The organism is Pantoea allii, assembly GCF_046529425.1.
Classification (GTDB): Bacteria; Pseudomonadota; Gammaproteobacteria; order Enterobacterales; family Enterobacteriaceae; genus Pantoea; species Pantoea allii.
The window spans coordinates 41,301-53,875 of sequence record NZ_CP125960.1; the positions used below are offsets into that span (position 1 = coordinate 41,301).

The following is a 12,575-nucleotide window of genomic DNA, read 5'->3' on the forward strand; positions in this document are numbered from 1 at the left end:
AAATATTTTTGCCCGCCTCTGGCGGGTGCTACCTCAGGCCGCGTAGCGGACTCATCGAACCGGCGCGGACGAAGTCCGCTGCAAGGTCGTTCGCTTATGGAAACTGTCCACAGGACAGGTGACGTTTAGGTCAGTCATTTAAAGGAAAGTCTTTACTGTTTTTTAAAAGAGAGAAGATCAGAAGTTTAAAAGGATCATGGCGGTTTAGGAAAAGTTCGCTTGTCAGCTACTGTAGCCCCCGAATGCAACTCACGGGCATTAACCTCTGTCAGTTAATGGGAATAACTCAGCGCTTACGTGCTGAAAGAAGCATTCCGGTGTTAACCGGCGCCAGTGATGTGGCAATTATTGGGTCAAAACACAGTTATGAGGTTTTTGAAGACGTGCAGAAGCCTCCGGCCGTGTCCGGAAAACTGAATTAGGTGGGAAAAGGATGCAGGGTAACGGCTGCTGAACCGTTGGTTTGAAAGCAGAACAATACGATAAACGTCGGGCTGGATAACTAAGCAGTCTGTCAGAGAGTCAGCCTGAGATCGTCGAGTCGTGTTGTGTGGCCACGTGAGAGAACAGTCCGCTCTTTCACACGACGTTCTATTTCTGTGAGTGCGGCATGCAGGCCCCCGTGGAATTTCCCCTGGCGTATTTCCTGGTTTAACTGTCTGCGCACCAGTTGCTCAATTTCTTTACGGCTTCGTTCGGCATCTTTTCTCGCCTGGTGCCGCTTCAGACCATGGTCATGCCGTTTTTTCTGATATTCCCGAAACCCTTCACGAACAAAACTCCATGCTTTACGAGCAAGCTCCGCGACGTCAAGACGGGACAACCCCTTCTGTTCACGCCGGCGGTTTTCCATCTCAGCACTGCTTTTTCTGGCTGCATCAACGGCTTCCTCAGAAACATCTAGCAGTTTCCACATCAGAGGCAGGAATGTTATGTCGGTCGGAATATTACAGCCAATTTCCGGATCGTATTCCGTGTTGTAAGTGATTAGCCCCAGCAGCTCCAGGAACTGGCAGGCCCCCGTAAAGCGTTTAATGGAGAGGCGTTTTTTCTCCGTGGCCAGACCACAGCAGATGCTCATGGTCGTCAGTGACGCATTGACTCTGTTGGCCAGCGGGCTGTAATACCAGCAGAGAGCCTGCAGCGCAGCTTCAATCGCCCGCATCCGCAGCTCAGGCGGACGACGTTTGCGCTTCCCCTCGCGGATCAACATGGCAATTAACACCATAAAGAGAGTGCTCTGCGTAATGCCCCTGGCTTTTTCACAGAGTTTACGGCAGAACTTCAGCGTACCCTTGCCGCCGGCAGGAAAAAATTCAGGATAAGGATTCTTTACCTGACGGTAAAATGTAGTTTTTTCAGCGTTCTGTTCAGTCACGTCTTCCTGCGCTTATGTTGCACGGAAGGAGTGAGCACAGAAGGTATTGCAGTTTTCTGGGCATGAATCTATACTCCCCGCATAGAGCAACAGCTTCTATGCAGATTCAGTGAGCCCCGTTAGTCTTCTCCGGTCGCCAAACTCAGGAAGATTATCGGGGTTTTCTTTTTTCTGGTCTTCAGTTGTCCCTCAGTCCCAGTCTCCTGCCACCTTTCGGCGTGGCCCGCCAGAATTGCTCTCGATCCTAAATCTGACTCAAACCTTTTCGCTAAGATCGTTTTGCTTTGACCGTGGAAGTACATTTGTTGACTGCCTGCGTCATATGTACTCTCCCAAATAATCAGGCATTTAACATGTCGCAGAGCATACTACAGATTTTTCTGAACCGCGACCCTGCCCTGTAGGGCAGGGTGTTGTGTTGGCGCACTTGGCTGGAAACGTTGAAATTTACTGATATATGAAAGAGTTAGTAGCTTGAGCGCCAGTCAGTCCCTCCTTCCCACCGGGACTGCCAGTGTGTAAGATAATTCTGAGCGAGTGCCGGCACATCACTGATCAGTAGTGCATTTTCAGAATTATATTCAGCTGCACTCCGGGTGTAATTGAAGGATCCTGTTTCGACATTCTTACCATCAGTAATGATCACCTTGTCATGCATGATTCTGAACTGGCCATTAATACGCAGAGGGATCCCTGCATTGACCACCACATTCATGGCAGCCTGACTGGCCTTACTGCGGTTGCCTTTGTCATCAATAACTACCCTGACATCCACTCCCCTTTTTTTGGCCGCTACCAGCGATTTCACGACTTCCGGAGAAGTGAAGCTGTACCCCATCAGACGAATACTGTCATGTGCATCATCGATTGTCCTAAGCACCACTTTTAGGGCGCTGCCTTCCGGAGAGAAACCAACATCGATAGATGGAGCTGCAAATGACGCACCGGCATGGAGCCATAGCACAGCCAACAGGACGACAGCAGAGATCGTTTTGTTCATTTTCGTTTTTCCTGATTGAGTTCGTTGAGGTTTATCGTAAATTTTTCAGCCCCCTCAGAAACCGCTACGCTTTCCAGCGCTCCGGCTGCCCTCACTGGAGTGGGCTTACAGGTGTGAGTTTCTGCATAATGTTTAGCGAATGACATATCTCCAATAAAAAGCAGGCATCCGAACAACCCTGCGATCAAAAAAATAGCGAAACAATGAACAACAGTTTTAAAAGTGATAGTGACCATAAATTGTCCTGTTGACAGATGATTGTGTAAAACGGGCGTTTAGGTATGAAAACGCAGTCAAACCGGAACCGAGATTCCGTTAACAAATCAGCAGTATCAAACGGAGCGGTTTACGACCTAGATAAGTGAATCTTTTGCGGATTCTTTTGCATTTCGGCGGTGAGTGGCGATGCAGCGGTGCTGAAAACATCTATTATGTTAAATAGGGCCGTTTTCACCGAAATTATCCGGCGCAGCGGCAAGCATTGCCTTCCAGATGCGTTTACGGTTTTTATGGTGCATACAATCCTGATCGTCGTGATGCCTTGTACACCCATCGGCTGAAAGCATTTCCCACGTAGGCTCAACCGGAACCAGTTTCCATCCTTTCGGCAAATCGGCCTGGCGCAAAACCTGTACGGGCGGCGCATGGAAAACGGGGATGTTATATATGCCTTGTGGTTTGGGCTGTACTCGGAAACCCACTCCATAAGGTGTCGGCCATACCGGATCAACATCTAGGGCACCTTCGCCGTGGTAGCCGCAAGGCTCACCCATCAGCGCTACGAGTGCCACTTGCTGGCGCTTTAGCTTGCTGGCCCTTCGCCCGCTTTCATCGCCGTATGTTGAAATTTCGTATTGAATTTCTTCAATATCATTCAGGCAATCAGCAATCAACGCCTGCACATCTCCTACAAATGGATTGGGGGAATTAGTTGTCATGGTTGGCCTCCTGATATTTCTCAAACCAGAAAACAATGGGGTCGTCTTTCATTTCAACGAGGCCCATTCTGACAAGCGCTTTGCCTTTTCCTGAGCGTAAAAACTCCTGACGCCCTCTATGTATGATTTCCCTGTAGTGCTCAACATCAAATGAATGTTTGTGAAGGTTGCAGCCATGACAGGCAGGAACAAGATTTTCTAAAGCATCTAGTTCGGGATTAACCATGCTGTATCCTTGCGAACCCTTAAAACGGATTACCGGCTTAACATGATCAGCGTGCCATTTATCAGCAAGCTCGCAACCACAATAGGCGCATAGGCCACCAAACTTCATGCGCAATGCGGCGCGTTGAGATTGAGTTAACTTCATATCAACCTGCCTTATGCGCAGTGTCATTAGTGCCTGAGCGGTTTTGATTAACGACCACCACTACGCGCCCCTCAGCAGGAACAAACAGGAACATCCGAAGTTTTTTGTTGATCGCAATCTTTGACGGGCTTGTATAAGGCCTCTCTGCTGTTGAAATTAAAGTGAGAGCTAAGGCTCCTACAGCACTAGTGGAAACTAATTGATTTATCACACCTCCGACAGCATCAGGAGAAGCAGTTCTTAAAAAGTCTTCAAATGCTGGTAGTGATATTGAAGAATAAATTTGAAAAACCAACACTAATAAAAAAGCCATCACAAGAAAGGATATAAAAAAGTAAATAGTAGCCCTACCCGCTAAAACAACCAGGTAATAGAAGAAAGCGAATATCTCACGTCCCTTGTAACCTTTTTCATTTTTAACCTCTTTGATTATAGACTGGTATTTGTCTAATGACATACCGCCGACATTTACATCATTAATATAAACACTAACTTGATCGTCATGCATATAAAACCCCCATATATTAAAAGTTGGCTTTAGGCCTAGGTAGAAGTGCGTTAAAGGCGCCATTATGTTGAATATAGGTGATTTAACAATTCACATCGAAAGAATGTAATGCAGAGAAAATGCTAGCGGAATGAGCAATACAGCTGCAATTATAATTAAGATCCCCACGCGCATCATATTAAAATAAAGAAAAGGTACTTCTATAATTTCAAACTTAACTGGTTCAGACTTTTCTTTTTTATATTTCTCGTAACGCTCCACCCTTGAAGCTTGCACATAATTTCTTTTGGAACGCTTGAAATAAAATCCATTTGACCAGTTAATGATATGTCTTATGCATCGTTCCTGATGAGGGGTAAAGGTTTTGGATATTCTTGAAATCTGTAAACGATGAAGAAAATCAAGAAGATCATAAATACCCAGTCCATCCAATTCCGTGTTACGTGCATCTTGGATAAGACGTACATTCAGAAGCATTTCTCTTCTGTATTTGGCAGGGCAGATTTCCATAACATCCAGCATAATACGCCGGAGTTGTTTTTCTTCATGCCTTGATTCATATTTAATCATTTCACCCATAAACAATGCCTTTGTTATGTTAACAATAATATAACTTGACTAACGAAATCATTGACAGAACCAAAATAAATAAAGCAGGAATAAGCTCAACCTGATGAAACGTTAAATACAACCCTATAAATCTAATTCTCGGCTTTCTCTTCATTTCTTTTAACTTTTGCTTATCACCTTCTGATTCAGGCACCACTCACCCCCAGTCAGTTCTATTTTACGCCTAACGTGTAAAGAACGCATATATCATAAAAGAGATACATGCGAGTGAGAACACTACCGTTGCCGTAAAAGCCAGTGTATCAAAAAACAAATCCGGCTTTTTTTCATTATTAATTTTATCTGAGGGATCTTTAGCTATATCTTCGTACTCTTTTTCAAAGGACTCTAATTTCAGTGCCGCATCCTCGATGATGGAGTCAGTGAAGTCCTCACTCTTCCACGACATACTGCGTAACCAGAGATCACGGCAAACTGAGCAATTCACTCTTTCGTCCCGTAATCGCTTAGTCTCTTTTGCATCTCTTTCAGCGCCACACAGAGCGTGCCAGGGCTCAGATTCTATATGCCGGAGGTTGGTAGCCCACTTCTTACCGTTGTATGTCAGTGTGTTATCCACTTCCAGCACGTAACGCACGGGTCGTCTTATCGGATAATTACCCGGTTCTGCTCTCCCAACAAGAAGGATGAAGCTACCCTCTCCTGTAGAAATACTGAATGTGAACTGCACCAGTTCGTGACAGCCAGGTAAATCACGCAATATCAACTCAACCTCTTCGCCCGACATACCTGTGGCTGCAGTGAAGGGAACCAGGTCAAACTCCACGCCCCCATCAGCAAAAGTATGTTCATCCGCAGGATGTATGGTCAGATATTCTTTCAAGATATTCTCCTTCAGCTGATGGCCATAATATGAGACGGACTTCTCCCCGAAATGAACTGATTGACACCGCAGCCAGGATGGCTTCGTAACTTTGTTCATTCGTAAGCCCACCTGTTCCGGCTCCGATTAATGGCATCGCCACTGAACCGACACCCGTTGAACTGGCCAGCGCCAGCGCTGAAAGCACACATCGGTAGACAATAGCTTCCGAACTTCGCCAGAGTAAGTTCAGCCCTGCTACGTGTATAATGGGTCGGCCAAGGCTTCCACCATTCGTCATGCACGCGGTACCCGGGCGCATCATGCCCAGTGATGCGAGTTCTCTGAAAGGCTGCTTCCCTGCCCTCTTCATCAGTTGCCCGGATACGCCTCCGGGTACTATTAACCAGTGAGGAATTATGTTCATATTCTAGGGGTTAACCAGACAGTCTGTATCCTGGGAGAACAAATCCCCCTTTAGGATTTTCATCAGAAAAACTCCTCACATTGATTTACAATCTTGTGACTTACCTTCGACATTGTTTATCAGGCCGGATAGTCACAGAAATGAATGGCTTGCTTTAGGGAAGTAATCCGGCATTTAGCTGTTTGATACAGCGACGTTGTTGAGTGTGTCCTGCCGGATTTCTGAACAGTGACGAGAATAGAGAAGAGACAGATTTACAGCAGAATAATGGATTAACGTTGATGCTGAATTAACTTGCGGAAGTTCCTGTTGCGCAAAAAAAGCATCATGACTGTCGTGTCACTTCAGTAGGCCTTTGTTCATTTTCAAGATATGCGTTAAGCCCCTGCCTTGCATCCCTGAATTCAGCATGACGCAGAAACAGACAATCATCACAATATTCAGTGTCAGTGCTGAATATCCACTTTATGAAATTCCTTTTCTTTCCACACATGGAACAGCACCGCTTTCCGGATACTTTCATCTTGACGCCCAGGGGTTCAGCCAGCGCCACCACCAGAGCGGTCGCCAGTAAGAGCGTATTTTGGGTAAGTCACTGGGTCTGCGCGTTCCCTGCCCCAGCGTAACCCAGTTGAAATTCAGGAACATCCGGCTGTGACCATATTCCGGGCCAAACGTACTGCATTCATTCTTTTTTCTTAGATCAAGTGGCGTATTGGCCGTAAGATCCCTCTCCAGTGAGTGGTAACTGTCTTCCCTGTTGAGCTCTCTTTCATAACACCAAGCTTTTGCAGGCAGATAACATTGTCTGGAACCATGATATTTGTGGAATTTAACAAACCGGTAATCTTCTGCGCCGTAATTTCCACAATATTCTTCATCATATCCGTAAAAACGAAGAAACCGTGCCCGGCTCATAAAAAAGAGATTTGCATGCCCGGGATACAGTTTTCCTTCCGGGCTTTTCCGCCTGAGTTTATAAAAACAACGCCCCGGATTGGGCCTGCTGGCCAGATAAGCAAGGGTTTCAGCCGGAAAAGCATGATCCAGATCTGACATCAGAATTTTATCTGACTTCGCGTACATCACGCCCAGATTCCTGGCCCCGCCCTGATTCCAGGGGATATTGTTTGTTATTCTTAACCAGCGATAATTTAAATTAAGCTGAGGTATCTCATAATTAATCGGCGAACAGTCGTCAACAATAATAAACTCAACCCGATCAAGAATGCTCTGAGGATAATGTTCATACTGCCGAAGGAGGTCTGTCACAGAATCAATCGTTTTTTGATTACAGTAAAAATGCGTGACATAAGTCAAATCAATATGAGATTTATCGTAATCATGCCTTTGCCTGATCAGCATGTTATAAATACTGTCCATTTCTTCTACCATTTAATTTGTGAGTTAGAGAACATTCTTATAGACATCATTATGATTACATAAGATTTATATAAGAAATGCGTTTACAAATGTAAGATATTTTGACAAAGAAAAGACACAACCATTTAAAATCAAAATGTTGGATTTAATGTGAACCTTTTATTACAGATAATCTATATATACCCGGGAGTAAAATAAGCAGGACGTGTTGGTTCTTTAAATCATTAAACCCACAAAACAGAATATTCACCTTATAAAAAGGAAAATAATTAACAGGAATAAAGTAAATTTCACTTAAATTAGTGAAGTGACTTAAAACCATATGTTGATTAAAAAAAGAGGGACCGGACGGTCCCTCAAAGCTAACTTCAGATTATATTTTACGCGAATATCTCAGGACGGAGGTCAGTCTGCCCATGGCTGTTATCGGCATCATGTGACAGTACCTTAGTACCGATAACTGAAATCATCCTGAAAATCTTCCTCTGACGACAAAGGTACATAGTGCTGTTTTGCCCGCTCGATGGCGTCAGGAGCAACCTGAATAAGCTGGGGAACACGCAGGCGTACAAGGTAACCTCTTCCGCGTTTTGGCAGGCTGGACAGAACCATATTCCACAGTATGGACGTCCTCACCGCAGCTGAAGGTGGCCGTTGCCACAGGAGTGAACATTCCAGATCAAACCGGCAGGCTGCAGCGAGCGCCGGGTCGGTCAGTACCAGTCCTGACGTATCCTTACGGTCGGGTGCGGCATTTAAGACTTTGAGGATATGTTTTACTTTCTCCGCACGGACAAAGCTGCGGCGCTGCCGGTACGGTGCAGTTGCAAGCAGCGCGGCATCTGACGGAGCTGAAACCTCCATAAATCGGTTAATCCGTAGCTTCTCTGACGTCAGCTTGTCCGCGTCTTTAATGTACAGCGAGTTGCCTCTTACTAACTTCCCGTTAAAAAGACTGATCGTTTCACCCTCCTTGAGGGCCTGCACTTCCTGCGCTGTAACTTTTTTCTGCTCGCGAAGATGGACACGGTTATCATCGGTGAATGTTCCCCCCATCAGCCCGGCCTGGTGCACCATGGTATCCATCTGGGGCTGATATTCTGTTCCCGCCATGCTCTGCAGAATTTCCAGTGAGTCTTTTGTGTCCTTGATTTTTCCTGTAAAACGCAACCCCATGTTCGCCAGAAGCGTCCAGACGGATTCACCGGCAGCGCTTTTCAGTCGCTGAATGTCCTGACCAGCCAGAACCAGGCAGAAAAGCAGGGCACGGATCTGCGTGGCCAGCTCGCCCAGCTTTTCGCTGTAACCTGCCCCAACTTCGTCGATAATCCACAGAAACGGAAACTGCCCCTTAAATTTTCTGACCTTCATGTTGTCCTTTGGACGTCCCTCGATTTTCTCTCCCAGCTCCTGACTGATAATCATGGCCATCTGTGACTGGTAAAGTCTCCCCAGCGTGGCACTTTCGTTTGAAGACAGTTCAAGTGCGGGGACCAGCATGACTAAAATGCGGTCATTGAGGATCACGTCATACAGGTCAATATCGCCAGCATCCTGTGCAAACACGTGACCATAAGTATCACTGAACAGGCTCAGCATTCGGGTGAACTGCTGCATAAGGAAACCATGCTGCCGGTTTGCCTCAGGATCCCATTCCGACGGCGTAGCCACCTTTTCCATATCAAAGCCAGCCAGTGTACTCAGGTAGTTTTCAAGAACCCGTGCAATATCCGGGTGCCACTGCTTTTCGATTGCCTCGACGTAAAGCGCCGCAATTTTTCTGAGGGGCAAATGAGCCTGTATGGTGCGCTGTGACATGACTGTCCCTTCACGCCTGCACTTATAGACGAGCGCATAAATCAGAGCCTGATTCATGGCTTTAGCTTTTTCCTGCCAGCCTCCGTCTCCATTGCCGGTTTTTGGCATCATGGAGTCCATCAGGTTAATAATGTAGCTCTCTTGCGCCAGTCCGAATGCATTGACAGTATTTGTCTGTGGCCTTCCCTTAGTATCTTCCAGCAGTTCCTGCGCGTTGGAACGCCCCCCGTTGATGTAATTGATAGCCAGGAGATCATCTTCACGGCCAAACCGCCTCGCCAGAGAAAAAACGGCCAGCGGCAGGTCATTCTGCGCTTTATGGTCACTGAATATCAGACCCTTGCCCCAGCACAGGCCGTTGAACACCCAGCCCAGAAGCATCTCTGTTTTGCCGCCGCCAGTCGTCGCAAGCATGAGCACATGACCACAGAGATCAGACATTGTCAGCCACAGTTCGCGTGCAAAATCTTTCCCTCTTTCATATCCCGCAAACAGAATCCCCGATGCTCGTTCGGTATGAATACGGCGTGTAGCAACAGGAAGGAAGCCCAGAAGTCGCCCCTGCACCTGACGCGCTGTGGATGGGTCGTCACGATTCATGTCGGTGGGCATACGCATAGGCATCTGCCACTGGTCCGCCGGTGCCGATACCATTGTCCAGAAAATCAGTACCGGGAGACTGAGGAGCAGTGTAGCCGGAAACACGAGCCCGGCGACCACCCCACAGAACAAGGCCCATCCCAGTGAAGAAGGTTGTGACAGCGTGTCAGTAAGCCATTTATTGCCAACACGTCTGCTTATTCGTGCGCGGTCTAGGCCATTGTTGTCATCAGACATCAAATTCTCCTCTCAGCAGAACCTTTGCTGTCCAGAACAGGGACGACATTTTGTATGCCCTGTAAAATTTGAACGTTTTAGTATCCGTTCACTCTGGGCTTGGCTTATCGAAGGTGTTAAAGAATGAGTGGGGTCGTTCAGAGTCACTGAGCTTTCGTGAGGAATGCGTTTAACGCTTCGGGCGATGCGAGTGCCGCCTGAGGTACATAACGACCGTCATCTGAAATTGTCCAGGGTGTGCCAGGTATCCGGTATTCCCTGTAAGCCACATCGTTGACGCCCACTGCGCCACGTGCCAGCTCGGCTTTGGCTTCCGCGTCTTGCGCCCGAATCACGTCTTTCTGCCCGGGAATACTCATGCCGGCATCAGCCGAAAAGAGTGCTTTCCAGGCCACTGGCCGTTCGGATAGCGGCAGTGCCAGAACCTGTGCAGCTGCGTGAAGAGAAGACACGCCGCCAATTACCGTAACGGGAAACATAACTACATTTACGCTGCCTGACACTGATTCGAATCGTTTCTCCATTTTCTGGCATTCAGGACATCCCGGATCAGAAAAAACATACAGAGTGCGTGAGTGGCCCGTTGACAGTGGCACAGTAAAAAGTCCTGTTGATGCTGCTTTCTTCAGAATCGCCGGCAGTTTAATCCTGAATGCCGGAGAAACTGACCAGCCGTCAGTGTTCCGCGCTGAGGACGCAGTTGGTGAAATAACGGGAGCCAGTGTAACGGGTGTAGGGACCATGCCAGATGGTAAACCAGTCTGCCCACGAGCAGGGTTTGTCATGAATTGCGGAACATCGACAGGTGAAAAGTTTGATAAATTTGAGAAAGATGTTTGCCTCTGATTAAGGCCACCATCGTTTGAAGAGCCATTATGAAAAGTAACTCCCCCCAGCGCAAAAGACGCCAGTAATACTGCGGCTGCCAGAGCGGTGTAAATCAGTCCCTGACGCATGACAGCACGGCGCTCGAGTAATGACGAAATACAGTCAAGCAGGACGCCGGCATCGCTGCCTCGGTATAACGGAGTGAGGCCGTCCCTGTCGTTCTGTGCATAGAGACCATCACTGTGCAGCACAAACCAGGGTAGCGGTGAAAGTGGAAGTGTAAACAGCCGGGAATTATTGTGGCTGACAGACAGCAGACTACCGCGCCGCTCTGAGGTAAAAGCGCCGCGTTTTTCAGTAACAGTCATGAGATTACTCCGGTAAGGCGGCGTCGCCGCCTTAAGAAAAGGGATCTATTTCGCCCTCTGACGGGCTGTAAAGGGTATCGGGAAAGGTAACGCTTTGACGTCGTTTACGATGTCGTTCGATGGGTTCGGCAGGATAAACCAAACCGAGAAGCTCAAGTTCCGACTGGAGACCATTAATGGCCTCATCCGTCATCAGTGGCGGGCGGGCCAGTTTAAGTCGTGCTGCTTTCTGTTCCGCACGAGCCTGAGCAACTATTCCCGCCCCTTCTACGAACACCTTAGGCACGTCGGCAGTGTTCAGCCCGTACCAGAGCGTCCGATCAAGGCCCTTAAGCCAGCGGAACCTTGCTGGTGCGAGGCGCAGTCTGCGCCCATAAAGTCCGACCAGCGCCGTTCTGACAGAGCAATGCATAGCCAGCCACTCCTCGATACCCTTACAACGCAGGACCCGGGCAACGTGCCGCTCCGAAATTCGCCAGTCGGGCACGCTGCGAAACTCCGTGGGACGAAACCAGCGACGGACCATACAGGAACGGTTCAAATCGTCGAGCAGCCGTGTCGCCGCTTTTCTGTCGTCAGCAAAAACCTGCAAACCAAAAACGGCCAGTAACGCGCGTTCATAAGGGCGCCACTGGGAGGGAGGTAGCATTGCCGGACCGATCTGCGCATCAAACAATTGTCTTGCTGCTTCGCGGTTAAGCACTTTTCCCCTGACCAGTCCGTTCTCTGACGCAAACTCCTCCGGTTTCATTGCCCAGGCATGTTCGGGAGACGTATCATTCATCAACCCTTCGGCTTTATAGCCTGCCAGTACGGGGATTATCGTTGGCGCAAACTTGGCCATGATTCGCGGCAGCGTATGAACATCAATGTATCGTCTGCTTCTGAAACCAAACGCTGGATGCTTATAAATGGCCCAGGAACCAAGGACGGTCAGCGGAATAAGTGGCACAAAAAGGATTCCGGCTGTTCTGTTCATCACATCTGTCCACTGACTCAGCGTTACTGACCCGGCTGTTTTATACGTTGCGGCCAGCAGGTTTATTCGCTCTGCAGCGTAATAATGAATGCGTGGAAATTCGCTCAGCTTCCAGAGCCAGTAAAGCGTCCAGCAGCTGCAGCGGACAAAATCGGCAAAATAAAGCCAGCACAGCAGCGCAAAGAGAGACAGAACGACAAGCGGCAGCATCATTTCGTTGTCGCTGCCGCCATGATAAGAGGATGTCTGCATAAGAGATTCCTGGAGTGTAATGCTGCCCCAAGGGCAGTAAACAGGAAACAAAAAAAC

Annotated in this window: 14 protein-coding genes; all 14 read right to left on the reverse strand. The window is 48.0% G+C overall.

Annotated elements, in window-relative coordinates; genetic code table 11:
- Nucleotides 1-514: 514 nt before the first annotated feature.
- The 14 genes from repA to QNH99_RS22830 all read right to left on the reverse strand — a co-directional run bounded on the left by repA (nucleotide 515) and on the right by QNH99_RS22830 (nucleotide 12,569).
- Complete coding sequence (repA, locus tag QNH99_RS22765) at nucleotides 515-1,378, reverse strand: plasmid replication initiator RepA (RefSeq protein ID WP_410517855.1); 864 nt, start codon at nucleotides 1,376-1,378, stop codon at nucleotides 515-517.
- Nucleotides 1,371-1,442, reverse strand: coding sequence for a RepA leader peptide Tap (gene tap / locus QNH99_RS22770; RefSeq protein ID WP_088901001.1), 72 nt, complete (start codon nucleotides 1,440-1,442; stop codon nucleotides 1,371-1,373). Before tap ends, repA begins: the two co-directional genes overlap by 8 nt.
- A gap of 402 nt (nucleotides 1,443-1,844) precedes the next feature.
- Nucleotides 1,845-2,378, reverse strand: coding sequence for a phospholipase D family protein (locus tag QNH99_RS22775; RefSeq protein ID WP_088900910.1), 534 nt, complete (start codon nucleotides 2,376-2,378; stop codon nucleotides 1,845-1,847).
- Nucleotides 2,375-2,614: a hypothetical protein gene (locus QNH99_RS22780; RefSeq protein WP_088900911.1), complete on the reverse strand. Its 240-nt coding sequence runs from the start codon at nucleotides 2,612-2,614 to the stop codon at nucleotides 2,375-2,377. The genes QNH99_RS22775 and QNH99_RS22780 overlap by 4 nt, the downstream gene beginning before the upstream one ends.
- Nucleotides 2,615-2,812: 198 nt before the next feature.
- Complete coding sequence (locus QNH99_RS22785; protein ID WP_410517856.1) at nucleotides 2,813-3,316, reverse strand: hypothetical protein; 504 nt, start codon at nucleotides 3,314-3,316, stop codon at nucleotides 2,813-2,815.
- A complete protein-coding gene (locus tag QNH99_RS22790; protein WP_410517857.1) occupies nucleotides 3,306-3,686 on the reverse strand; it encodes an HNH endonuclease in 381 nt (126 codons plus the stop codon). The genes QNH99_RS22785 and QNH99_RS22790 overlap by 11 nt, the downstream gene beginning before the upstream one ends.
- Nucleotide 3,687: 1 nt before the next feature.
- The gene (locus QNH99_RS22795) at nucleotides 3,688-4,194 is read right to left on the reverse strand and encodes a hypothetical protein (protein WP_410517858.1); all 507 of its coding nucleotides are present in this window, start codon (nucleotides 4,192-4,194) and stop codon (nucleotides 3,688-3,690) included.
- Between the two features lie 90 nt (nucleotides 4,195-4,284).
- Complete coding sequence (locus QNH99_RS22800; RefSeq protein ID WP_088900915.1) at nucleotides 4,285-4,773, reverse strand: hypothetical protein; 489 nt, start codon at nucleotides 4,771-4,773, stop codon at nucleotides 4,285-4,287.
- Nucleotides 4,774-4,987: 214 nt separating this feature from the next.
- Nucleotides 4,988-5,647, reverse strand: a complete 660-nt coding sequence (locus QNH99_RS22805) for a hypothetical protein (RefSeq protein WP_410517859.1) — start codon at nucleotides 5,645-5,647, stop codon at nucleotides 4,988-4,990.
- Nucleotides 5,613-6,053: a macro domain-containing protein gene (locus tag QNH99_RS22810; RefSeq protein WP_088900917.1), complete on the reverse strand. Its 441-nt coding sequence runs from the start codon at nucleotides 6,051-6,053 to the stop codon at nucleotides 5,613-5,615. The genes QNH99_RS22805 and QNH99_RS22810 overlap by 35 nt, the downstream gene beginning before the upstream one ends.
- A 519-nt stretch (nucleotides 6,054-6,572) precedes the next feature.
- Nucleotides 6,573-7,436, reverse strand: a complete 864-nt coding sequence (locus QNH99_RS22815; protein ID WP_410517860.1) for a glycosyltransferase family A protein — start codon at nucleotides 7,434-7,436, stop codon at nucleotides 6,573-6,575.
- A 447-nt stretch (nucleotides 7,437-7,883) separates the two neighbouring features.
- Nucleotides 7,884-10,091 carry an F-type conjugative transfer protein TrbC gene (trbC, locus tag QNH99_RS22820; protein WP_088900919.1) on the reverse strand — a complete coding sequence of 736 codons (2,208 nt, stop codon included), beginning with the start codon at nucleotides 10,089-10,091 and terminating at the stop codon, nucleotides 7,884-7,886.
- Between the two features lie 143 nt (nucleotides 10,092-10,234).
- Nucleotides 10,235-11,287 (reverse strand): thioredoxin fold domain-containing protein, encoded by a 1,053-nt coding sequence (locus tag QNH99_RS22825; protein ID WP_088900920.1) that lies wholly within the window; start codon nucleotides 11,285-11,287, stop codon nucleotides 10,235-10,237.
- Between the two features lie 31 nt (nucleotides 11,288-11,318).
- Nucleotides 11,319-12,569 carry a conjugal transfer protein gene (locus tag QNH99_RS22830; protein WP_410517861.1) on the reverse strand — a complete coding sequence of 417 codons (1,251 nt, stop codon included), beginning with the start codon at nucleotides 12,567-12,569 and terminating at the stop codon, nucleotides 11,319-11,321.
- Nucleotides 12,570-12,575: the final 6 nt, after the last annotated feature.